Source organism: Pseudomonas sp. MF6394 (genome assembly GCF_002018845.1).
GTDB classification, from domain to species: Bacteria; Pseudomonadota; Gammaproteobacteria; order Pseudomonadales; family Pseudomonadaceae; genus Aquipseudomonas; species Aquipseudomonas lactis.
Map to the genome: position 1 here is coordinate 87,985 of NZ_MVOJ01000022.1, position 20,715 is coordinate 108,699.

Consider the following 20,715-nt stretch of genomic DNA (forward strand, 5'->3'; position numbering starts at 1 on the left):
TTCCCATGAGCATCGTTCGTAGCGACAAGCCTTTCGTCCTGGCCGGTCGTACCTACCAGTCCCGTCTGCTGGTCGGCACCGGCAAGTACCGCGACATGGAAGAAACCCGCCTGGCCATCGAAGCCTCGGGTGCCGAGATCGTCACCTTCGCCGTGCGCCGCACCAACCTCGGCCAGATCGAGGGCGAGCCGAACCTGCTCGAAGTGCTGTCGCCGCAGCGTTACACCTTTCTGCCAAACACCGCTGGTTGCTACGACGCCATCGAAGCCGTGCGCACCTGCCGCCTGGCCCGTGAGCTGCTCGACGGCCACAACCTGGTGAAGCTGGAAGTGCTGGCCGACCAGAAAACCCTGTTCCCCAACGTGATCGAAACCCTCAAGGCCGCCGAAACCCTGGTCAAGGAAGGTTTCGATGTGATGGTGTACACCAGCGATGACCCGATCATCGCGCGCCAACTGGCAGAAATCGGCTGCATCGCGGTGATGCCGCTGGCCGGTCTGATCGGTTCCGGCCTGGGTATCTGCAATCCGTACAACCTGCAGATCATCCTCGAAGAAGCCAAGATCCCCGTATTGGTGGATGCGGGCGTGGGCACTGCCTCCGACGCGACCATCGCCATGGAGCTGGGCTGCGACGCGGTGCTGATGAACTCGGCCATTGCCCATGCCCAGCAACCAATCATGATGGCCCAAGCCATGAACCACGCCATCGTCGCGGGCCGCCTGGCCTACCTCGCCGGGCGCATGCCGAAAAAACTCTATGCCAGCGCCTCTTCGCCGCTGGATGGTCTGATCAAGTAAGAGCTATTGATGACTGAATCAAACGAAACGCCGAACACCGTGGAAGAGGGCGACGAGTCCAAGCACCGCCGCATCAAGAGTTTTGTGATGCGTGCCGGCCGCATGACCGAAGGCCAGCAAAAGGGCCTGGAGCAGGGCACGCCGCTGTTCGTGTTGCCCCTGGCCGATGCGCCGGTGGACTACGACCAGGTGTTTGGCCGTTCAGCCCCACGTTCCCTGGAAATCGGTTTCGGCATGGGCCATTCCCTGCTGGAAATGGCTGCGGCCGCCCCGGAGCAGGATTTCATCGGCGTGGAAGTTCACCGTCCAGGCGTCGGCGCACTGCTCAACGGTGTGCTGACCCAAGGCCTGAAAAACCTGCGGGTCTACGACTGTGACGCGATTGAAGTGCTCAACCGCTGCATCGCTGACAACAGCCTCGACCGCCTGATGCTGTTCTTCCCCGACCCATGGCACAAGGCCCGTCACCACAAGCGCCGCATCGTCCAGGCCTCCTTCGCGGAGCTGGTGCGCAGCAAGCTGAAAGTGGGCGGCATCCTGCACATGGCCACCGACTGGGAACCGTACGCGGAATACATGCTGGAAGTGATGAACGTCGCCCCTGGCTATCGCAACCTGGCCGAAGACGGCAAATGCGTACCACGCCCGGCCGAGCGGCCGATCACCAAGTTCGAACGCCGTGGCGAGCGATTGGGGCATGGGGTGTGGGATTTGAAGTTCGAGAAGCAATAAACTGTAGGAGCGAGCTTGCTCGCGAAAAACGTCAACGATAACGCAGCGCTATCAGATAGCCTGCGTCGCCTATGGGTTCTTCGCGAGCAAGCTCGCTCCTACAGGGGATGGGGTTGGGGTCAGCGGCGGTCTGCCACTACCCCAATCAACACCAGCACCACGATCAACACCGGCGCCAGGCTGTAGTTATTGAACTGGCTCAACCCCCGCACAATCCACGGCGTGGCGTAGATCAACGCTGCGCCGCTGCCGATCAGGCACAGCAGGGCCATCAAGGGCACGCGCAAGGCGCCGGCGATGCTGCCCAGGCGCGCTTCGACCCAGCCCTTGATGTCAGCGCCGAACAGCACCAGCAAACAGCCTACAAGGGCCAACGAGATTTCCGACAGGTTGCTACGGCTCCAGCGGGATACGGTGGCGAGCAGGTCGAGTACCAGATCCATTCGATTTCCTTAAGAGCTATCAGCTCAAAAACTTCTGCAACAGGTCATTGAGAAAGAGTTGCCCGCGGTCGGTGGCCGCCAGGCGTGACGGTTCGACCTGCATTAATCCACTTTGTTCTGCCTCGCGGCGGCCTTCGTCGAGGCTCGCCAGATCAAGGCCGGTGCGCTCGGCGTAAAGCCTGGCATCAACCCCTTCGGTGAGGCGCAGCGCGTTCATCAGGAACTCGAACGGCAGTTCATCGTTGGTCAGTTCTTTCGCGCCGGCCTGGAAGCTTTTGGCCGGGTTGAGGTAGTCCTTCGGTGCACGGGTTTTCCAGGTGCGGATGATGCGCCCGTCCGGGTGGCTGAGCTTGCCGTGGGCGCCGGCGCCGATGCCGATAAAGTCACCAAAGCTCCAGTAATTGAGGTTATGCCGCGCCGGCCGCCCCGGTTGGGCGTAGGCCGAGACTTCATATTGTGCGTAACCGTGTTCGGCCAGCAGCGCCTGGCCGGCTTCCTGGATATCCCACAGCGTGTCGTCTTCCGGCAGCGCGGGCGGCTGGTTCCAGAACACGGTGTTGGGTTCCAGGGTCAGTTGGTACCAGGACAGGTGCGTCGGCTTGAGTGCAATGGCCTGGCGCAGGTCGCCCAAGGCGTCCTCCAGGGACTGGTTGGGCAGGCCGTGCATCAAGTCCAGGTTGAAGTTGTCGAACCCGGCCTGGCGTGCCATGCCGGCTGCGCGCACGGCTTCATCGCCATTGTGGATGCGGCCCAGGGCTTCAAGCTTCTCTTGCTGGAAGCTCTGGATGCCGATGGACAGGCGATTGATCCCCAGTTTGCGGTACGCCACGAACTTCTCTTGTTCGAACGTCCCGGGGTTGGCTTCCAGGGTGATCTCGATATCGTCAGCAAACGGGATACGCGCTTGAACGCCCTTGAGCAGGCGGCCCAGTGCAGCCGCGCTGAACAGGCTGGGCGTGCCGCCGCCAAAGAAGATCGAACTCAGTTCACGGCCATAAACGGCGTGCAGGTCTTGGTCCAGGTCGGCCAGCAAGGCGTCCACGTACTCTTCTTCCGGCAGCACTTTGCTTGCGGTGTGGGAGTTGAAGTCGCAATACGGGCATTTGCGCACGCACCACGGAATGTGGATGTACAGCGCCAGGGGCGGCAGATGGGGCAGGGCCGCCCGTGGTGTTTGCGCGCCACCGTGGATCAGCGGCTGCGCAGAGGTGTTCTGGGTCATTTCAAACCCAGGCGCTGGCGCAGCAACGCCATGGCGCGGGCGCGGTGGCTGATTTGGTTTTTGTCGGCCGGGCTCAGTTCGGCGCTGGAGACATTGCGCTCCGGCACCCAGAACAGCGGGTCATAGCCAAACCCATGCTCACCGCTGGCGGCTTGCAGAATGCGCCCGTGCCACAGGCCTTCACACAGGATCGGCAACGGGTCATCGGCGTGCCGCACCAGTGCCAGCACGCAGACGAACTGCGCACCACGCTCGGCCTCCGGCACGTCCTTGAGGGCGTCGAGCAGCTTGGCGTTGTTGGCCGCGTCGCCCTTGCCGTCGGCGTAACGGGCCGAGTAGATGCCAGGGGCGCCGCCGAGGAAATCCACGGCCAGGCCCGAATCATCTGCCAGGGCTGGCAAGCCGGAGATACGCGCGGCATTGCGGGCCTTGAGGATGGCATTCTCGACGAACGACAGGCCGGTCTCTTCCGGTTCGACCTGGCTGAACTCACCGATCGAACGCAGTTGCACAGACTCACCGAGCATGGCCTGCAGTTCTTTGAGTTTGCCGGCGTTATGGCTGGCGAGTACGAGTTGGGTAAGGTTCATCATTGGGCGGGGAACAGTTCTTGGTTGAATTGGAAGCCGTGGGCCTTGCCGCCGGTTTCAACGTTGATGGTGAAGGTCTTGTATTCCCGTTGCGTCACGGTGTAGGGCGCGAGGTAGCTGATGCCGCCTTTTTCTTCGATCTGCTTGAACGTCAGGATCTCGCTTTTGCCGCCCAGGTCCTTGATAGTGCCGGTGACTTGCGCGGCCACTGGGCTTACGCCCTTGATCACGGTGACGTTGATCAATCCCTTCTCCTTGCTGCGCACCACGCCGACTTTCTGGGCGGTCTCGGGTGGCAGGAAGCTTGAAGTGAAGGTGTTGTAATGAACGGTGATATCGCCAAAGTCTTTTTTGCGATTAGCGTCGATAGTGTCGGCGGCCATGGCGCTGGCGCCCAGGCATGCGGTCAATAGAAAAATAGCCAAACGACTCATGAACGTCCCTCTTGAAGATGATTAGACGGCAACTTTGTGGTCGGTCAGGCCAGGACTGCTGACCCGGTAGATACCAATTTCGCCCAACAGGTTGGGCCATAGCTTACTCGCCCAGCCGTGGCGGTGCTGTTGATCGACGGCAAGGCGGTTGATCACCTTGGCTTCACGCTCGCCACACAGGGCTTCGAAGTCTTCGAAGGTGCAAAAGTGGATGTTCGGCGTGTTGTACCAGGTGTACGGCAGGAAGTCGGAGACCGGCATGCGCCCCTTGGTGGCCAGGTACCAGCGGCAGCGCCAGTGGCCAAAGTTGGGGAAGGTGATGATGCATTGGCGGCCCACGCGCAGCATTTCGTCAAGGATGCGGTCCGGGTAGTGCACCGCTTGCAGGGCCTGGGTCATCACCACGATATCGAAGCTGTTGCTGGCAAAGTTGCCCAGGCCCTTGTCCAGGTCCTGCTCGATCACGTTGATGCCCTTGGCCACGCATTGGGCGATGTTGTCCGGGTCGTTTTCCAGGCCGTAGCCGGTGACTTGCTTGTGGTCGCGCAGCCAGCTCAGCAGTTCGCCGTCGCCGCAGCCCAGGTCGAGCACGCGGCTGCCGGCGGGGATCCAGTCTTGGATGATTTCCAGGTCGGCTCTCATGGCGTTCTCACAAAGTAATGCGGTTCATGTAGTTACTGAACGCCTGCAGGTAGCGTGGGATCGGAATCAGGAAGGCGTCGTGGCCTTGCGGTGCATCGATCTCCAGGTAGCAGACGTCTTTCTTGGCGGCCATCAGCGCATCCACCAGCTCACGGGAGCGTGCCGGCGAAAAGCGCCAGTCAGTGGTGAACGACATCACGCAGAACTTGGCCGTGGCGTGCTCGAAAGTTTTTGCCAGGTCGTCATCGTGGTTGGCGGCCGGGTCGAAGTAGTCCAGGGCCTTGGTCATCAGCAGGTAGGTGTTGGCGTCAAAGCGCCCCGAGAATTCCTCGCCCTGATAACGCAGGTAGCTTTCCACCTGGAACTCGACGCTGTGGAAGTCGTAGTTGAGCTTCTCGCTCTTGAGGCCACGGCCGAATTTCTCACCCATGGAATCGTCGGACAGGTAGGTAATGTGGCCGACCATCCGCGCCAGCATCAAGCCACGCTTGGGGATCACGCCCGCTTCCTGGAACGAGCCACCGTGGAACTCGGGGTCGGTGAGGATCGCCTGGCGCGCCACTTCGTTGAAGGCGATGTTCTGCGCCGACAACTTGGGCGCCGAGGCGATAGCCAGGCAATGACGCACGCGGTCCGGGTAAGTAATGGTCCATTGCAGGGCCTGCATGCCGCCCAGGCTGCCGCCAATCACGGCGGCCCAGTGGCTGATGCCCAGCAGGTCGGCCAGGCGTGCCTGGCTGTGCACCCAGTCTTCCACGGTCAGCACCGGGAAGTCGGCGCCGAACGGCTTGCCGGTTTCCGGGTTGAGGCTGCTGGGGCCGGTGGAACCGTTGCAGCCGCCGAGGTTGTTCAGGCTGACCACAAAGAACTTATTGGTGTCGATGGGCTTGCCGGGGCCGATACAACTGTCCCACCAGCCGGGCTTGCGGTCGTCAACGCTATGGAAACCGGCGGCGTGATGATGGCCGGACAAGGCATGGCAGATCAGCACGGCGTTGCTCGCCGTGGCGTTCAGTTGGCCATAGGTTTCGTAGATCAGGTCGTAGGCTGGCAACGAACGGCCGCAGGCCAGGGCCAGGGGTTCGCTGAAATGCGCCACTTGTGGCACGACCAGTCCAACAGAATCGGGGGGGAAGGCAGCTGGCATCGACCCTGCTCTCGTTTAAATGAGGCGTAAGTCTAAAGAGCGGGGACCCTAGCGGCAAGCAAAGGTCGGGGGGGTAAGCGCATTGCTTTGTGTAGGAGCGAGCTTGCTCGCGAAAAACCTGAGAACGCAGTTGGGTATCAGGTTTCCCGCGTTATCGTTCACGTTCTTCGCGAGCAAGCTCGCTCCTACAGGTCAGATCAGGCCAAACAACTCTTTTGGCATGTAGGCAAAGTAGGCCAGGCGTGGAATCACCCAGCTTTGCAGCAGTTGAATCACGATAAACGCGAAGATCGGCGAGATATCCAGGCCACCCAGGTTCGGGATCAGGCGACGGAAGGGTGCCAGCACGGGTTCGGTGATTTGAGCCACCAACTCGGCACCCGGGCTACGGCTGCCTGGTGCAACCCAGGAGAGAATCACGCTGATGATCATCGACCAGAAAATGATCTTCAGGAACAGCGAGAAAATCCCGATCAGGCCCCATGGCAACAGCAGCACGGTGAAGGCCTGGTAGCCATTGAGCATCAGGATCACCACGAACAGCAAAATCTGCAGCAACAGCGCCAGTACCAGCGACGACATGTCCAGGCCGAACAGGCTCGGGATCACCCGGCGCAGCGGCTTGAGCAGCGGTTGGGTAGCCTTCACCACGAACTGGCACAGTGGGTTGTAGAAATTGGCGCGCACCAGCTGCAGGATAAAGCGCATCAGCACGATCAGCAGGTACAGGCTGCCCAGGGTCTGGATGATGAAAATGGCAGCGTCATTGATTCCGAGCATGTTTGATTACCTTGGTAAGGGACGACTATTTGCCCAGTTGCTCAGCCATCTCGGCTGAACGATGTGCGGCGGCACCCAGTGCTGTTTCCACCAGGGCTTCAAAGCCCCCGGCCTGGAACGACTCGATAGCCGCTTGTGTGGTGCCACCTGGCGAGGTGACGCGACGGCGCAGTTCGGCGGCATCCACCTCGCTGCCGACGGCCATCTTCGCAGCGCCAAGGGCGGTTTGTTCCGCCAGTTGCTCGGCCACGTCGTGGGGCAGGCCCAGCTTGACGCCGGCGGCGGTCATGGCCTCGATCAACAGGAAGAAGTAGGCCGGGCCGCTGCCGGAGACGGCGGTGACCGCATCCAGTTGCTGTTCCTGCTCCAGCCACACGGCGATGCCCACCGCAGACAGCAGTTCCTGGGCCTGGTCACGTTGCTGTTCGGTCACTTCGCCAGTGGCATACAAACCGCTGACGCCCTGGCGCAGCAGCGCCGGGGTGTTGGGCATGCAGCGCACGATGGGCTGGGCGCCGAGCCAGTTGGTCATGCTGGCGCAGGTGATGCCAGCGGCAATCGACACCACCAGTTGATGGGGTTGCAGGCTCGGGCGCAGGCTCTCGCACACGGCCTTCATGGCCTGGGGCTTGACCGCCAGCACGATCACATCGACGCCGTGGATGGCCTCGGCGTTATCGGCGAAGGTTTTTATGCCGTGTTCGGCGCTGACGCGCTCGCGGGTCTCGGCGCCCGGGTCGCTGGCGCGGATCTGCTCGGCGTCCAGGCCCTTGGCCCGCAGGCCACCGATCAGGCTGGCCGCCATGTTACCGGCGCCGATAAAGGCAATACGCGTGTTGCTCATGACAGGTCCTTATTTCGAGGGATGTCAGCCATTTCACGGCTGGCCGTAGTCGCGGGCGCCAAACAGGGCGGTACCGATCCGCACCCAGGTGGCGCCTTGGGCAATGGCCGACTCAAGGTCGTGGCTCATGCCCATGGAAAGTGTGTCCAGCGCCAGGTTCAAGCTGGCTTGCAAGTCGCGCACCGTGGCGAACGCCGCATCCTGTTCGGCCCGATCTTCAGTCGGCTCGGGAATCGCCATCAAGCCCCGCAGCTTCAAGCGCGGCAGGGCGCTGATCGCCGTGGCCAGGGCCGGCAGGTCGGCGGGCGTGCAGCCGGACTTGCTGGCTTCGCCACTGACATTGACCTGGATGCAGATATTGAGCGGCGGCAGGTCGGCCGGGCGTTGTTCGGACAGGCGTTGTGCGATTTTCAGGCGGTCCACGGAATGCACCCAAGCGAAGTGCTCGGCGATGGCGCGAGTCTTGTTCGATTGAATGGGGCCGATGAAGTGCCAACTCAAGGGCAGGTCGGTTAAATCCGCCTGTTTGCCCAGGGCTTCCTGCAGGTAGTTTTCACCAAAGTCGCGCAGCCCGGCGGCGTAGGCTTCACGCACTGCCTGCGCGGGTTTGGTCTTGCTCACGGCCAGCAGGTGGATGCTGCTTGCGTCACGTTGCACGGCGTCGGCTGCGGCGCGGATGCGCTGGCTAACCAGGCCGATGTTGTCTGCTATCGTCGACATTCAAGATGCGCCCGTGGATATGGAGTCCGCGGCATTCTACTGGAAATGGAAAGCCCTATGGATATCACGCAATTGCTGACGGCCAGTGTAAGCCGAGGCGCCTCAGACCTGCATCTGTCAGCCGGCCTGGCACCGATGCTGCGCATTGATGGCGAGGTTTGGCCCCTGGATGGGCCGGCGCTGAACGCTACCCAAGTGGTCGACTTATTGAGCCCTTTGCTGAATAAACATCAACAAAAGGATTTCGAAACATCTCTTGAAACGGATTTTGCCTTCGAGTTGCCAGGTGTGGCCCGCTTCCGGGCGAACGTGTTTCGCCAGGATCGCGGCGTCGGTGCGGTGTTCCGGGCTATTGCGACTGAGGTCCAGAGCCTGGAGGACCTGGGATTGGGCGAGGTGTTCCAGCGTATCGCCCGCCTCCCGCGCGGCCTGGTGCTGGTGACCGGGCCCACCGGCTCCGGCAAATCCACGACCCTGGCGGCGATGATCGACGACCTCAACCGGCATCGACGCCAGCATAGCCTCACGCTGGAAGACCCCATCGAGTTTATCCACAGGCCGAAAATGGCCCTGGTCAACCAGCGCCAGGTGCATCGCGACACCCACAGTTTCTCGGTGGCCCTGCGTTCAGCCCTGCGCGAAGACCCGGACGTGATCCTGGTGGGTGAATTGCGCGACCTGGAAACCATCCGCCTTGCGCTGACGGCGGCAGAGACCGGGCACCTGGTGTTTGGCACCTTGCACACCTCGTCGGCGGTAAAGACGGTAGACAGGCTGGTGGACGTCTTCCCGGCCGGGGAGAAGGCGATGGTCCGCTCGATGCTGTCGGAGTCGCTGCAGGCGGTGGTGTCTCAGGTGCTGGTGAAGAAGGTGGGCGGCGGGCGCGTGGCCGCCCATGAAATCATGCTGGGCACCCCGGCGATTCGTAACTTGATTCGCGAAGACAAGGTGGCGCAGATGGTTTCGGCTATTCAGACCGGTGGGGCGTTGGGGATGAAGACCCTGGATATGAGTTTGAAGGCGTTGGTCGGCGCGGGAGTGATTAGCCGGGAAGAGGCGCGGGAGAAGGCGAGGGTGCCTGGGGATATCTAGATCGGCAGGCAGGCCCGGAAACAAATGTGGGAGCGGACTTGCTCGCGAATACGGTGTGTCAGGCAACGAATAGGCTGACTGATCTACCGCATTCGCGAGCAAGCCCGCTCCCACATTTTCTACTGCATTGCAGTGTTAAATCAGCGCTGCACGATCCGCAGGTTGCTGTTCTGCTCTTTAGGCAGTACCCGCTTGGCAATCACGTAGTTCTTGTTCCAGAACGGCTTTTTCAGCGTGTCGATGCTCACCGACTTGCCACGGCGCGGTGCGTGGATAAAGCGGTCGTTGCCCAGGTAGATGGCAACGTGGTTGACCTGGCGGCTCTTGAGCTTGAAGAACAACAGGTCGCCCGGTTTGAGGTCCTTGCGGTCAACCTTCAACCCGTGGCCGGCTGCCATGGCGTTGGAAGTGCGGGGCAGGTCCACTGCTTTTACATCGTTAAATGCATATTTCACCAGCCCGCTGCAGTCGAACCCTTTACTTGGGCTGCTGCCGCCCCAACGATAAGGTGTACCGAGCACGTTGACGGCACGGCTCAAGACGTTGCTGCTTTGCTTGGTGTTCACGGCCAGTTGGGTGGAAAGCGCTTTGCCGTTGGCCTTGCTCACTTGAGTCGGGCGGCTGACGGTTGGCTTTGCCGATTTGGCAGTGCTAGGCGTGCTATGGACTTTAGGGGTGAAACCGTTAACGTTCGGAAGTCGTTGCTCACGATTGGTGGCGTGGGCGGCCAGTGGCATTAATAGGCAAATGGTTAGCCATGTCTTGAAAAATGGTCGCATTAGGCGTGGCTCTTATGGGTTTGCGCGCAACTTTATAACAGCTTTTTGTGCTGTTCTCAGGCCGTTTGTCGACTGAACCTTGGGGTCAAACTCAGGAAAAACGCGACGATTCGCCGCAATTGTCCTACACAAGGCAGGTGGCACAAGGCTTTGAGGGCAGGAAGATACCATTTACCGTACGTCGGGCGCCCGTAAAAAAGTCACAAAGAAAATGAAAAAATTTATCTATCGAAGCAAAAGAGGTCCTTCATGAACACCTATCAACAGGTTGGTCAGCAGCACGATACCCACAGTAAGGCGATTGGTTACCTGCTGTGGATTTTCGGTTTTACCGGGGCTCATCGCTTTTATTACGGTAAGCCCGTGACCGGTACAATCTGGTTTTTCACTTTCGGCTTGTTCGGCATTGGCTGGCTGATCGACTTGTTCCTGATCCCGGCCATGGACCGTGAAGCCGACCTGCGGTTTACCGCTGGGCCGATTGAATACAACGTGGCCTGGATTCTGTTGGCGTTCCTGGGGGTGTTTGGTGTGCACCGCATGTATCAGGGCAAATGGATCACCGGCCTGATCTACCTGCTGACCGGCGGTTTGTTTCTGGTCGGGGTGCTGTATGACTTCTGGACGCTGAACACGCAGATCTCGATCCGCAATGCCGAGCGCAACAGCGGGCGCTGAATTCCTAGGCATACACATAAGCAACTGTGGGAGCGGGCTTGCTCGCGAATGCAGTAGATCAGTCAAATAAATGTCGACTGAGACTCCGCATTCGCGAGCAAGCTCGCTCCTACAGTTTTGGCCGCATCAAGCCTGGTAGCTGATCCGCCCATCCATCAAGGTATACCGCACCGTCGCCGGCAGGCTGTGGCCGATGAACGGGCAGTTTTCGCCCTTGGACAACCAGCGCTCACCAGCCACCGTCGAGCTTGCCAGGTCGAACAGCACCAGGTCCGCCGGTGAGCCCACCGCCAGTTGGCCCGCCGGCAAGCGCAGGGCCTCTGCCGGGCCAGCGCTCAGGCGTGCCAGCAGCGTCGGCAGGTCCAGCAAGCCGTCTTCCACCAGCGTCATCGCCAACGGCAGCAACAACTCCACACTGCTGATGCCCGGCTCGGTCGCGCCAAACGGTGCCAGCTTGGCATCTCGCTCGTGAGGTTGGTGATGGCTGGAAATCGCTGACACAACACCCGACTTCACCGCCGCACGCAAACCATCACGGTCAGCCTTGGTGCGCAGCGGGGGCTGTACGTGGTACAGGCTGGAGAAGTCGATCAGCGCCTCATCCGTCAGGATCAGTTGGTACAGGGCGACGTCCGCGGTTACCCGTAAGCCACGGGCCTGGGCCTGGGCGATCAGGGCCACGCCCCGGGCGCTGGTCAACTGGCTGAAATGCGCACGTACGCCGCTTTGTTCCACCAGCAACAAATCACGGGCCAGGGCCACGGTTTCTGCGGTTTCCGGAATGCCTGGCAGGCCGAGGAAGCTGGCCACTGCGCCTTCATGGGCCAGGCCACCTTCGGCCAGGTCGCGGTCCTGGGAATGGAAGATCACCGTCAAGTCGAAGGTGGCCGCGTATTCCAGGGCGCGGCACAAGGTGCGCGTGCTGCGAAAGCTTTCCAGGCCATTGCCGAAGGCCACGCAACCGGCGTCACGCAGGGCGATCAATTCGGCAAGTTGTTCGCCGTCCAGGCCCTTGCTCAAGGCGCCAATGGGAAACACTTTGCAATTGCCGGCTTCGCGGGCGCGGTCGAGGATCAACTCGGTCACAGCGGAAGTGTCCAGCACCGGCTTGGTATTGGGCGGGCAGCACAGGCTGGTCACGCCACCGGCGGCGGCGGCTTGGGTTTCGCTGGCGATGCTGCCTTTGCGGCTGTAGCCCGGCTCGCGTAGGGCGACATTCAGGTCCACCAGCCCAGGCGCGGCCACCAGGCCCTTGGCATCGATGCTCTGGCCGGCATTGAAGCCTGCGGGGGCGGCGCCGATGGCGACGATCTTGCCGGCGTCCAGGTGAAGATCGGTAACTTGGTCCAGGCCACTGGCCGGGTCGATGACTCGGGCGCCGAGAATGCTGAGCTTCACTGGGCCTGCTCCTGCTCGAATTGACGTTGCGCGGTTTGCCCGCTCATGGCCATGGACAGCACGGCCATGCGCACGGCGATGCCGTAGGTCACTTGGTTGAGAATCACCGACTGTGGGCCGTCGGCCACCGCCGACTCAATTTCTACGCCACGGTTGATCGGCCCCGGGTGCATCACGATGGCATCCGGCTTGGCCTTGGCCAGGCGTGCGGTGGTCAGGCCGAACAGGCGGTAGAACTCACCTTCGCTGGGCAACAAGCCCCCGGCCATGCGCTCGCGTTGCAGGCGCAGCATGATCACCACGTCCACATCCTTGAGGCCCTCGGCCATGTCGGTGTAGACCTTCACGCCATACTGTTCGATACCGATGGGCAACAAGGTCTTGGGCGCGATCACGCGGATATCCGGGCAACCCAGGGCCTTGAGGGCCAGCATGTTAGAACGTGCTACTCGCGAATGCAGGATGTCGCCGACGATGGCCACCGAGAGGTTTTCAAAGCTGCCTTTGTGCCGACGAATGGTGAGCATGTCGAGCATGCCCTGGGTCGGGTGCGCGTGGCGGCCGTCGCCGCCATTGATGATTGCCACGTTCGGGCAAACATGCTCGGCGATGAAATGTGCAGCGCCGGAGTCGCCGTGGCGTACCACGAACATGTCGGCCGCCATGGCTTCCAGGTTGCGCAGGGTGTCGAGCAGGGTTTCGCCTTTGCTCGCCGACGAGGTGGACACGTTCAGCGTGATCACATCGGCAGACAGGCGCTGGGCCGCCAGTTCAAAGGTGGTGCGGGTGCGGGTGGAATTCTCGAAGAACACGTTGCAGATGGTTTTACCGCGCAACAGCGGGACTTTCTTCACTGCCCGGCCACCGACTTCCAGGAACGAGTCGGCGGTGTCGAGGATTTCGGTGAGCAGTTCGCGGGGCAAACCGTCGAGGGACAAGAAGTGTTGCAACTGGCCCTGAGCATTGAGCTGCAGCGGGCGCTTGGCATCTAGAGGCGTCATCGCGGGGACTCTTTACAAGGCGGTTTAAAGGGCAAGGTCTTGCAGTTCGAGTTCGAGCGGCGTGGGACCGGACAATTTTACCCGCTGCTGGGGTGCAAGCGACAGGGTGGCGCCTACGACGTCCGGGCTGATCGGCAGCTCGCCAGCGTCCAGGTCCAGCAGGCACACCAGGGTCACGCTGGCCGGGCGGCCATAGTCGAACAGCTCGTTCATGGCGGCGCGGATGGTGCGGCCGCTCATCAGCACGTCGTCGATCAGTACCAAGTGCTGGCCTTCGATCTCGAAGGGCAGCGCCGAAGGGCGCACTTGTGGGTGCAGGCCGTTCTGGCTGAAATCGTCGCGGTAGAAGGACACGTCCAGGGTGCCCAGGGGCGAATCACTGCCCAGTTCTTTGAGCAGCGCCTGGGCCACCCACACGCCACCGGTGCGTATGCCGATAAAACGCGGTTCGCTGATGGCACGGTGTTCCAGGTGCGCCTTGAGGCGTATCGCCATCTGGCTGATCAGTTCGGCAGGGTTCGGCAAGCTCATGGTGGCTCCTTGTTAAGTGTGTAGGAGCGAGCTTGCTCGCGAAAAACGTCCACGATAACGCGTGAAAACCTGGAAGTGCGCGGTGCCTGTGAGTTCTTCGCGAGCAAGCTCGCTCCTACAAAAACGGCATAGCAGCAAGCCGCGTCAGTCAGGATTCAAATAAAGCGGTGTTTTCATCCAGCCAGCCCTGCAACAGCAAGGCGGCGGCGATGGCGTCCACCGGGTTGTCGCGATAACTGCCCTTTTGCCCGCCACGGTCACGGCGCTCACCCTTGGCTTCAAAGGTGGTGAGGCGTTCGTCGTGGGTATAGAAGGGCAGGTTGTAGCGGCCATTGAGGCGGCGTGCGAACTTCTCGGCGCGCAGGCACATGTCACTGGGGGTGCCATCCATGTTCAGGGGCAGGCCGACCACCACCGCGTCAGGCTTCCACTCTTTGATGAGGGCTTCGACCTGGTTCCAGTCCGGCACGCCGTTCTGGGCCTTGAGGGTGCACAGCTCGCGGGCCTGGCCGGTGATGACCTGGCCAACTGCTACGCCGATCTGCTTGGTGCCGTAGTCAAAACCGAGGATCAGACGCAAAGCCATCAGGCGTGCCCCGCCTGGCTGGTCAGCAGGCTGAGGTTGACCCGCAGCTTGGCCGCGGCCGCTTCCAGGCGCAGTTCGCTGGCGGTGTTGAACAGGATGTCAGCGTCGAACGGGCAGGTCAGCCAGGCATTGCTGGCCAGTTCGGCCTCCAGCTGCCCGGCTTCCCAACCGGCGTAGCCCAGGGTGATCACACTTTGCTCAGGGCCGACGCCGTCGGCGATGGCGAACAGCACGTCCTGGGACGTGGACAGTGACACGCCTTCAAGGTCTACCGTGGCCTGATACTTCGGCCCGGTGGGGTGCAAGACAAAACCGCGATCGGTCTGCACCGGCCCGCCGATGTAGATCGGCACATGCTGGCAGCTTGCCGGCGGGTCGATTTCCGGGCGCAGTTGCTCAAGGATATCGGCCAGGTTCAGCTCCTGCGGGCGGTTGACCACCAACCCCATGGCACCATTGGCCGTGTGCTCGACGATGTAGGTCAAGGTCTGCGCAAAGTTCGGGTCGGCCATATGGGGCATGGCGATCAGGAATTGGTGCTTGAGGTAAGTCGGGCTGACGTTTTTCATGTCCGCTAGTGTGGCGTTGGAGGGGCGAACTGACAAGTGCGGGCGCGATCAGCAGGGGAGTCAGTTACTGGACAACCGATCGCCCTTGGCAAACCGCCAGGTGCGGATGATTTCCAGGCGATCGACGTCGTTCAAGTCGCCGCTGAACGGCGCAAAGGGCGCGGCCAGCCGTACGATACGTTGCGCGGCCTGGTCCAGCAGCGGTTGGCCGGAGGACTCCAGCACCTGCACTTCATACAGCGAGCCGTCACGGTTGATCGACACCAGTAAGCGCAAATTGCCATAAATCTGCTGGCGCCGCGCCTCGTCCGGGTAGTTGAGGTTGCCAATGCGTTCGACCTTCTTGCGCCACTCGTCCTTATACCAGGCGCCTTTATCGCGCATGGTTGAGGCGGCGTTCAGGCGGTAGATGCGCGGGCGCTTGGCATACAGCTGTTGCTCATGGGCCAGTTCGGCTTCCAGGCTGGAAATTTCGTCGGACAACGTCGAACTGTCGAACGTCGGCGCAGGTTTCACCGGTTCGGGCCTGGGCTCGGTCTTGGCCTTTTCGCGCTGGGTCGGGGCTTTTTGCGGTTTGGGCGCGACGGTGGTCACTGCGGCCTTGGGCGCGGCCTGCTTGACCTCGGGCTTGGGCGCCGGCGGCGGGGTGACCTTCTTGACCTGGTTGTCGTGGAAGGGCGCCACTTCGGTGGTCTTGGGCACGGCTTTCTTGTCGAGGGTGCCGCTGCCCTGCTGGTTGTCCTGGGCGAGAAAGTCAGCCTTCTCGGGCTTCTTTTCGCTCTTGAACGTGGCGAGGGTGATTTCCAGGGTCTTGGTAATCTGCTTGGGTTCGACCAGGGTGAACCCCACGCCCAGCAGCAGGGCGAGGTGAATCAGCGCAGCGAGAAACAGGGTAAAACCGAGACGATCAGCCGGGCGCACGCCGCTATGGGTGAATTCGGGGGGCAGATCGGACGGGAGTGTCATGACAAGAAAACCAACATCGCGCGTTTCACAGGTGGCGCATGATAACGCAATGTTGGTGTGTGTCCGGCTGTTCTATGTCACTTGGCTTTTAGCTTGCGCTCAATGGCGGCCATCAGCATTTCGCCGATGTTCGTGCCAAATGCATTGTCGATCTCGCGAATACAGGTCGGGCTGGTGACGTTGATTTCAGTGAGGTTCTCACCAATTACGTCGAGTCCGACAAACAGCAGGCCTTTTTCCCGCAGGGTCGGGCCGACTTGAGCGGCGATCCAGCGGTCCTTGTCCGACAACGGCCGCGCTTCACCGCGACCACCGGCGGCCAGGTTGCCACGGGTCTCGCCGGCTGCCGGGATACGCGCCAGGCAATAATCCACCGGCTCGCCGTCGATCATCAGGATGCGCTTGTCACCGTCCTTGATCGCCGGCAGGTAGGCCTGGCCCATGATCTGCTGGGTGCCCAGGGCGGTCAGGGTTTCGAGGATCACCGACAGGTTCGGGTCGCCGGCGCGGTGACGGAAGATCGAGGTGCCGCCCATGCCGTCCAGCGGCTTGAGGATCACGTCGCCATGCTTGGCGGCGAATTCACGCAGTACATCGGCGCGGCGGCTGACCACAGTCGGTGGCGTGCACTGCGGGAACAGGGTGGCGAATAGCTTTTCATTGCAGTCGCGCAGGCTTTGCGGCTTGTTGACGATCAGCACGCCAGCGCGTTCGGCCTGCTCCAGCAGGTAGGTGGAATACACAAATTCCATGTCGAACGGCGGGTCCTTGCGCATCAGGATCACGTCGAGGTCGCTCAGGGGGCTGTCGATTTCATCCGAAAGCTCGAACCACTTCTCAGGGTTGGCGAACACCTGCAGCGGGCGCATGCGTGCGCGGGCCTCGCCGTCACCCTGGTAAAGGTCGCGCTGCTCCATATAGAACAAGGTCCAGCCGCGGGCCTGGGCGGCCAGGAGCATGGCCAGCGAACTGTCCTTTTTATAGGAAATGCTGGCGATAGGGTCCATGACAATGCCGACGCGAACGCTCATGGGGGATTTCCTCTAGCAAATTAGGGCGCATAAAAGTGGCGTCAGAGTGGCGCTGCGGCTGTTGTGGGTCAAGGAAAAACCACTGGGCGGGCGCCTCGATAGATTGCGCCAGGAGACTGTGCTAAAAAGGCTGGCACGGCGCAGCAGCCCTTGTATTCCAAGGCTTGCGGCGTTCATCCTGTGCAACATCAGGCAGTACACACCGAAAACCGATTCGCTGTGGCGATGGTAGAGCAGATATGGAACAGCATTCCAACGCCTTGAAGGTGATGGTGATCGACGATTCGAAAACGATCCGCCGCACCGCCGAGACGCTGTTGAAGAACATGGGGTGCGAGGTCATCACGGCGATCGACGGTTTCGACGCCCTGGCCCGTATTGTCGATCATCACCCGCACATTATCTTTGTCGACATCATGATGCCGCGCCTGGATGGCTACCAGACCTGCGCCCTGGTGAAGAACAACCCGGCGTTCAAATCGATCCCGGTGATCATGCTGTCCTCCAAGGACGGCCTGTTCGACAAGGCCAAGGGGCGCATCGTGGGTGTCGATCAGTTTTTGACCAAGCCTTTCAGCAAGGAAGAACTGCTGGGGGCGATCAAGGCCTATGTGCCTGGGTTCGCCGCAGTAGAACAAGCACACTGACGCCGCCTCACGAGGGCCGGCGCCTATCAATGTAGCGGGGAAAACCATGGCACGTGTTCTGATCGTCGACGATTCGCCGACTGAAATGTACAAACTCACCGGCATGCTGGAAAAGCATGGCCACCAGGTGCTCAAAGCCGAAAACGGCGCGGACGGCGTGGCCCTGGCCCGCCAGGAAAAGCCCGACGCGGTGCTGATGGATATCGTGATGCCCGGCCTCAATGGCTTCCAGGCCACGCGCCAGTTGTCCAAGGAGCCGGAAACCAACGGTATCCCGATCATCATCATCACCACCAAAGACCAGGAAACTGACAAGATCTGGGGCGCACGCCAGGGCGCCAAAGACTACCTGACCAAACCGGTAGATGAAGAAACCCTGATTGCCACCCTGAACAAGGTGCTGGCCGGCTAAGGCTTGCGATCATGACCGAGTCGCAAACCGCCTTCGAGCTGCTGCTGGACATCGACCGCCGCTGCCGCTTGCTGGCCGCGGACCTGCCGTCCCAGGAAACGCGCCTGCAACGCTGGAGCGGCATCGCTTTTCGCGTAGGGCCAAACGCCTACGTGGCGCCCATGGGCGAGGTCGCCGAGGTCTTGCATGAGCCGCGTTGCACCTTGATGCCGGGGGTCAAGCCCTGGGTCAAGGGCGTGGCCAACCTGCGCGGGCGCTTGCTGCCGGTGATGGACCTGGGCGGTTTCCTGGGCCTTGAGTTGTCCCGGGCGCGCAAGCAACGGCGGGTGCTGGTGGTGGAGTTCAACGACCTGTTTGTCGGGCTGCTGGTAGACGAGGTGGTAGGCATGCAGCATTTCCCATTGGACGCCTGGGTGGCGAGCACCGCCTCGAGCGCGCCGTTTATTCAGGGCCAGTTCGACGGCGACCCGCTGTGGCAAGTCTTCAGCCCCTTCGCCCTGGCCCAGGCCCCTGGCTTCATGGATGTTGCCGCATGAGCACCGTTACCACGCCCAAACCCCAGGCCGCTTCGCGCAGCCGTTCGCAGATCATCGTGCTGTTTATCGCCTTGATCGTGTTCATCATGTTGCTGTTCGCCAACTTCGCGTACCTCAACACCCAGTCCACCTACGACAAACAGTACATTGGCCACGCCGGTGAGCTGCGCGTGCTGTCCCAGCGCATTGCCAAGAACGCCACCGAGGCTGCCGCCGGGAAAGCGGCGGCGTTCAAGCTGCTGGGCGATGCGCGCAACGATTTTGCCCAGCGCTGGGGTTACCTGAAAAAAGGTGACCCGCAAACCGGCTTGCCGGCGGCGCCCAGTGCGGTACGCGCCGAAATGCGGGCAGTGCAGACCGACTGGGAGGCGCTGCTGAAAAACACCGACGCCATCCTGGCCAGCGAGCAGACCGTGTTGTCGTTGCACCAAGTGGCCGCGACCCTGGCCGAAACCGTGCCGCAACTGCAGATCGAGTCGGAAAAGGTCGTCGATAGCCTGCTGCAACGCGGCGCCCCGGCCAGCCAGGTGGCCTTGGCCCAACGCCAGTCGCTGCTGGCCGAACGTATCCTGGGGGCGGTCAACACCGTGCTGGCGGGGGATGAAACCGCGGTGCAGGCCGCCGATGCCTTCGGTCGTGATGCCAACCGTTTTGGCGTGGTGCTCAATGGCATGCTCAACGGCAACCCGGGGCTGCGTATCACCCAGGTCGAAGACCCGGACGCCCGGGCGCGGCTGGCGGACATTGCCGAGCTGTTCGAATTTGTCTCCGGCTCCGTGGATGAAATTCTCGAGACCTCGCCGCAGTTGTTCCAGGTGCGCGCTTCGGCGAGCAATATTTTCAACCTGTCGCAAACCCTGCTCGATGAAGCCTCGCACCTGGCCACCGGTTTTGAAAACCTCGCCAGCGGGCGCAGTTTGGACACCATCGGCGGTTACGTGCTGGGCTTGCTGGCGCTGGCCTCGATCATCCTGATCGGCTTGGTCATGGTGCGCGAGACCAACCGCCAACTGCATGAAACCGCGCAGAAGAACGAGCGCAACCAGAACGCGATCATGCGCCTGCTGGATGAAATCGAAGACCTGGCCGACGGCGACCTTACCGTCACCGCCTCAGTCACCGAAGACTTTACCGGCACCATCGCAGACTCCATCAACTATTCCGTGGACCAACTGCGCGACCTGGTCGCCACCATCAACCTCACCGCCGGGCAGGTCGCCGGCGCGGTGCAGGACACCCAGGCTACCGCGATGCACCTGGCCCAGGCGTCGGAGCATCAGGCCCAGCAGATTGCCGAAGCGTCTACCGCCATCAACCAGATGGCGCAGTCTATCGACCAGGTATCGGCCAACGCGGCCGAATCCTCGGCGGTGGCTGAGCGTTCGGTGGAGATCGCCAACAAAGGCAACGAGGTGGTGCACAACACCATCCACGGCATGGACAACATTCGCGAACAGATCCAGGACACCGCCAAGCGCATCAAGCGCCTGGGCGAGTCGTCCCAGGAAATTGGCGACATCATCAGCCTGATCGACGACATCGCCGACCAGACCAACATCCTCGCCCTCAACGCCGCGATCCAGGCCAGCATGGCCGGTGACGCCGGGCGCGGCTTTGCGGTGGTGGCCGATGAAGTGCAACGGCTGGCCGAACGCTCCTCGGCGGCCACCCGGCAGATCGAAACCCTGGTACGCACCATCCAGGCCGACACCAACGAAGCGGTGATCTCCATGGAACAGACCACCACCGAAGTGGTGCGCGGCGCGCGCCTGGCCCAGGACGCCGGGGTGGCACTGGAAGAGATCGAAGGCGTGTCCAAAACCCTGGCGGCGCTGATCCAGAGCATTTACAACGCGGCGCAGCAACAGACCTCATCGGCGGGGCAGATTTCCCTGACCATGAACGTGATCCAGCAGATCACCACCCAGACTTCGTCGGGTTCCACCGCCACCGCCGAAAGCATTGGTAACCTGGCGAAGATGGCCAGCCAGTTGCGCAGGTCGGTGTCGGGTTTCACCTTGCCGCCGCCCAAGCAGGTGGACGATTGAAATACGACCTGAACAACACCACAGTCCAACTGTGGGAGCTGGCTTGCCTGCGATAGCGGTCTGTCAGATACAGATATAGTGCTGACC

At 61.6% G+C, this 20,715-nt stretch carries 25 protein-coding genes; 8 read left to right on the forward strand and 17 right to left on the reverse strand.

What is annotated here, in order from left to right; translation table 11 throughout:
• Positions 1–5 precede the first annotated feature (5 nt).
• Positions 6–800 carry a thiazole synthase gene (locus tag MF6394_RS21260; RefSeq protein WP_003195103.1) on the forward strand — a complete coding sequence of 265 codons (795 nt, stop codon included), beginning with the start codon at positions 6–8 and terminating at the stop codon, positions 798–800.
• Positions 801–809: 9 nt separating this feature from the next.
• A complete protein-coding gene (trmB, locus tag MF6394_RS21265; protein ID WP_032894706.1) occupies positions 810–1,532 on the forward strand; it encodes a tRNA (guanosine(46)-N7)-methyltransferase TrmB in 723 nt (240 codons plus the stop codon).
• A gap of 119 nt (positions 1,533–1,651) precedes the next feature.
• Here the strand turns inward: trmB and MF6394_RS21270 are convergent, their stop codons facing one another.
• From MF6394_RS21270 to MF6394_RS21310, 9 genes are all read right to left on the reverse strand, one after another.
• Positions 1,652–1,975 (reverse strand): DUF3392 domain-containing protein, encoded by a 324-nt coding sequence (locus MF6394_RS21270; RefSeq protein WP_003195099.1) that lies wholly within the window; start codon positions 1,973–1,975, stop codon positions 1,652–1,654.
• Between the two features lie 19 nt (positions 1,976–1,994).
• Positions 1,995–3,197 carry a radical SAM family heme chaperone HemW gene (gene hemW / locus MF6394_RS21275; protein WP_078467475.1) on the reverse strand — a complete coding sequence of 401 codons (1,203 nt, stop codon included), beginning with the start codon at positions 3,195–3,197 and terminating at the stop codon, positions 1,995–1,997.
• Entirely contained in the window at positions 3,194–3,790 is a 597-nt protein-coding gene (gene rdgB, locus MF6394_RS21280) for an RdgB/HAM1 family non-canonical purine NTP pyrophosphatase (RefSeq protein WP_032894708.1), read from the reverse strand. The genes hemW and rdgB overlap by 4 nt, the downstream gene beginning before the upstream one ends.
• On the reverse strand, positions 3,787–4,221 hold the full coding sequence (locus tag MF6394_RS21285; protein WP_032894709.1) for a DUF4426 domain-containing protein: 435 nt from the start codon (positions 4,219–4,221) through the stop codon (positions 3,787–3,789). The genes rdgB and MF6394_RS21285 overlap by 4 nt, the downstream gene beginning before the upstream one ends.
• 21 nt (positions 4,222–4,242) lie before the next feature.
• Entirely contained in the window at positions 4,243–4,863 is a 621-nt protein-coding gene (gene metW, locus MF6394_RS21290; RefSeq protein WP_003195091.1) for a methionine biosynthesis protein MetW, read from the reverse strand.
• 7 nt (positions 4,864–4,870) lie between these two features.
• The gene (gene metX / locus MF6394_RS21295; protein WP_078467476.1) at positions 4,871–6,010 is read right to left on the reverse strand and encodes a homoserine O-succinyltransferase MetX; all 1,140 of its coding nucleotides are present in this window, start codon (positions 6,008–6,010) and stop codon (positions 4,871–4,873) included.
• Between the two features lie 192 nt (positions 6,011–6,202).
• Entirely contained in the window at positions 6,203–6,790 is a 588-nt protein-coding gene (locus MF6394_RS21300; protein WP_003195087.1) for a YggT family protein, read from the reverse strand.
• A gap of 25 nt (positions 6,791–6,815) precedes the next feature.
• A complete protein-coding gene (proC, locus tag MF6394_RS21305) occupies positions 6,816–7,634 on the reverse strand; it encodes a pyrroline-5-carboxylate reductase (protein WP_069557449.1) in 819 nt (272 codons plus the stop codon).
• Between the two features lie 33 nt (positions 7,635–7,667).
• Entirely contained in the window at positions 7,668–8,354 is a 687-nt protein-coding gene (locus tag MF6394_RS21310; protein WP_014720328.1) for a YggS family pyridoxal phosphate-dependent enzyme, read from the reverse strand.
• Between the two features lie 57 nt (positions 8,355–8,411).
• Here MF6394_RS21310 and MF6394_RS21315 point away from each other — a divergent pair, with 57 nt between their 5' ends.
• Positions 8,412–9,446: a type IV pilus twitching motility protein PilT gene (locus MF6394_RS21315; protein WP_078467477.1), complete on the forward strand. Its 1,035-nt coding sequence runs from the start codon at positions 8,412–8,414 to the stop codon at positions 9,444–9,446.
• A gap of 140 nt (positions 9,447–9,586) precedes the next feature.
• On the opposite strand, the gene MF6394_RS21320 is transcribed toward MF6394_RS21315, so the two are convergent.
• Positions 9,587–10,225: a C40 family peptidase gene (locus MF6394_RS21320; RefSeq protein WP_078467478.1), complete on the reverse strand. Its 639-nt coding sequence runs from the start codon at positions 10,223–10,225 to the stop codon at positions 9,587–9,589.
• Positions 10,226–10,474: 249 nt separating this feature from the next.
• Between MF6394_RS21320 and MF6394_RS21325 the strand changes: the two genes are divergently transcribed.
• Positions 10,475–10,903 carry an NINE protein gene (locus tag MF6394_RS21325; RefSeq protein WP_032894720.1) on the forward strand — a complete coding sequence of 143 codons (429 nt, stop codon included), beginning with the start codon at positions 10,475–10,477 and terminating at the stop codon, positions 10,901–10,903.
• Between the two features lie 126 nt (positions 10,904–11,029).
• On the opposite strand, the gene MF6394_RS21330 is transcribed toward MF6394_RS21325, so the two are convergent.
• From MF6394_RS21330 to gshB, 7 genes are all read right to left on the reverse strand, one after another.
• Positions 11,030–12,301, reverse strand: a complete 1,272-nt coding sequence (locus MF6394_RS21330; protein WP_078467479.1) for a dihydroorotase — start codon at positions 12,299–12,301, stop codon at positions 11,030–11,032.
• The gene (locus MF6394_RS21335) at positions 12,298–13,302 is read right to left on the reverse strand and encodes an aspartate carbamoyltransferase catalytic subunit (RefSeq protein ID WP_014720325.1); all 1,005 of its coding nucleotides are present in this window, start codon (positions 13,300–13,302) and stop codon (positions 12,298–12,300) included. Before MF6394_RS21335 ends, MF6394_RS21330 begins: the two co-directional genes overlap by 4 nt.
• A 24-nt stretch (positions 13,303–13,326) precedes the next feature.
• A complete protein-coding gene (pyrR, locus tag MF6394_RS21340; RefSeq protein ID WP_056783033.1) occupies positions 13,327–13,833 on the reverse strand; it encodes a bifunctional pyr operon transcriptional regulator/uracil phosphoribosyltransferase PyrR in 507 nt (168 codons plus the stop codon).
• Positions 13,834–13,981: 148 nt separating this feature from the next.
• Positions 13,982–14,419, reverse strand: a complete 438-nt coding sequence (gene ruvX / locus MF6394_RS21345) for a Holliday junction resolvase RuvX (protein ID WP_003195067.1) — start codon at positions 14,417–14,419, stop codon at positions 13,982–13,984.
• Entirely contained in the window at positions 14,419–14,988 is a 570-nt protein-coding gene (locus MF6394_RS21350) for a YqgE/AlgH family protein (RefSeq protein WP_032894725.1), read from the reverse strand. Before MF6394_RS21350 ends, ruvX begins: the two co-directional genes overlap by 1 nt.
• A gap of 60 nt (positions 14,989–15,048) precedes the next feature.
• Positions 15,049–15,954: an energy transducer TonB gene (locus MF6394_RS21355; protein ID WP_044269540.1), complete on the reverse strand. Its 906-nt coding sequence runs from the start codon at positions 15,952–15,954 to the stop codon at positions 15,049–15,051.
• A 77-nt stretch (positions 15,955–16,031) separates the two neighbouring features.
• A complete protein-coding gene (gene gshB, locus MF6394_RS21360; RefSeq protein WP_003195061.1) occupies positions 16,032–16,985 on the reverse strand; it encodes a glutathione synthase in 954 nt (317 codons plus the stop codon).
• 239 nt (positions 16,986–17,224) lie between these two features.
• On the opposite strand from gshB, the gene pilG reads away from it, so the two are divergent.
• The 4 genes from pilG to MF6394_RS21380 are packed head-to-tail and all read left to right on the forward strand — an operon-like array spanning position 17,225 to position 20,628.
• Positions 17,225–17,632, forward strand: a complete 408-nt coding sequence (pilG, locus tag MF6394_RS21365; protein ID WP_014720321.1) for a twitching motility response regulator PilG — start codon at positions 17,225–17,227, stop codon at positions 17,630–17,632.
• Between the two features lie 46 nt (positions 17,633–17,678).
• The gene (pilH, locus tag MF6394_RS21370; RefSeq protein ID WP_014720320.1) at positions 17,679–18,044 is read left to right on the forward strand and encodes a twitching motility response regulator PilH; all 366 of its coding nucleotides are present in this window, start codon (positions 17,679–17,681) and stop codon (positions 18,042–18,044) included.
• Between the two features lie 11 nt (positions 18,045–18,055).
• Positions 18,056–18,580 (forward strand): chemotaxis protein CheW, encoded by a 525-nt coding sequence (locus MF6394_RS21375; protein ID WP_047711987.1) that lies wholly within the window; start codon positions 18,056–18,058, stop codon positions 18,578–18,580.
• On the forward strand, positions 18,577–20,628 hold the full coding sequence (locus tag MF6394_RS21380; RefSeq protein ID WP_069557447.1) for a methyl-accepting chemotaxis protein: 2,052 nt from the start codon (positions 18,577–18,579) through the stop codon (positions 20,626–20,628). The genes MF6394_RS21375 and MF6394_RS21380 overlap by 4 nt, the downstream gene beginning before the upstream one ends.
• Positions 20,629–20,715 lie beyond the last annotated feature (87 nt).

Bases quoted from the DNA above. Each gene is read 5' to 3' on its own strand.
- MF6394_RS21260 (WP_003195103.1), top strand. From the start codon at position 6: ATGAGCATCGTTCGTAGCGACAAGCCTTTCGTCCTGGCCGGTCGTACC.
- trmB (WP_032894706.1), top strand. From the start codon at position 810: ATGACTGAATCAAACGAAACGCCGAACACCGTGGAAGAGGGCGACGAG.
- MF6394_RS21270 (WP_003195099.1), bottom strand. From the start codon at position 1,975: ATGGATCTGGTACTCGACCTGCTCGCCACCGTATCCCGCTGGAGCCGT.
- hemW (WP_078467475.1), bottom strand. From the start codon at position 3,197: ATGACCCAGAACACCTCTGCGCAGCCGCTGATCCACGGTGGCGCGCAA.
- rdgB (WP_032894708.1), bottom strand. From the start codon at position 3,790: ATGATGAACCTTACCCAACTCGTACTCGCCAGCCATAACGCCGGCAAA.
- MF6394_RS21285 (WP_032894709.1), bottom strand. From the start codon at position 4,221: ATGAGTCGTTTGGCTATTTTTCTATTGACCGCATGCCTGGGCGCCAGC.
- metW (WP_003195091.1), bottom strand. From the start codon at position 4,863: ATGAGAGCCGACCTGGAAATCATCCAAGACTGGATCCCCGCCGGCAGC.
- metX (WP_078467476.1), bottom strand. From the start codon at position 6,010: ATGCCAGCTGCCTTCCCCCCCGATTCTGTTGGACTGGTCGTGCCACAA.
- MF6394_RS21300 (WP_003195087.1), bottom strand. From the start codon at position 6,790: ATGCTCGGAATCAATGACGCTGCCATTTTCATCATCCAGACCCTGGGC.
- proC (WP_069557449.1), bottom strand. From the start codon at position 7,634: ATGAGCAACACGCGTATTGCCTTTATCGGCGCCGGTAACATGGCGGCC.
- MF6394_RS21310 (WP_014720328.1), bottom strand. From the start codon at position 8,354: ATGTCGACGATAGCAGACAACATCGGCCTGGTTAGCCAGCGCATCCGC.
- MF6394_RS21315 (WP_078467477.1), top strand. From the start codon at position 8,412: ATGGATATCACGCAATTGCTGACGGCCAGTGTAAGCCGAGGCGCCTCA.
- MF6394_RS21320 (WP_078467478.1), bottom strand. From the start codon at position 10,225: ATGCGACCATTTTTCAAGACATGGCTAACCATTTGCCTATTAATGCCA.
- MF6394_RS21325 (WP_032894720.1), top strand. From the start codon at position 10,475: ATGAACACCTATCAACAGGTTGGTCAGCAGCACGATACCCACAGTAAG.
- MF6394_RS21335 (WP_014720325.1), bottom strand. From the start codon at position 13,302: ATGACGCCTCTAGATGCCAAGCGCCCGCTGCAGCTCAATGCTCAGGGC.
- pyrR (WP_056783033.1), bottom strand. From the start codon at position 13,833: ATGAGCTTGCCGAACCCTGCCGAACTGATCAGCCAGATGGCGATACGC.
- ruvX (WP_003195067.1), bottom strand. From the start codon at position 14,419: ATGGCTTTGCGTCTGATCCTCGGTTTTGACTACGGCACCAAGCAGATC.
- MF6394_RS21350 (WP_032894725.1), bottom strand. From the start codon at position 14,988: ATGAAAAACGTCAGCCCGACTTACCTCAAGCACCAATTCCTGATCGCC.
- MF6394_RS21355 (WP_044269540.1), bottom strand. From the start codon at position 15,954: ATGACACTCCCGTCCGATCTGCCCCCCGAATTCACCCATAGCGGCGTG.
- gshB (WP_003195061.1), bottom strand. From the start codon at position 16,985: ATGAGCGTTCGCGTCGGCATTGTCATGGACCCTATCGCCAGCATTTCC.
- pilG (WP_014720321.1), top strand. From the start codon at position 17,225: ATGGAACAGCATTCCAACGCCTTGAAGGTGATGGTGATCGACGATTCG.
- pilH (WP_014720320.1), top strand. From the start codon at position 17,679: ATGGCACGTGTTCTGATCGTCGACGATTCGCCGACTGAAATGTACAAA.
- MF6394_RS21375 (WP_047711987.1), top strand. From the start codon at position 18,056: ATGACCGAGTCGCAAACCGCCTTCGAGCTGCTGCTGGACATCGACCGC.
- MF6394_RS21380 (WP_069557447.1), top strand. From the start codon at position 18,577: ATGAGCACCGTTACCACGCCCAAACCCCAGGCCGCTTCGCGCAGCCGT.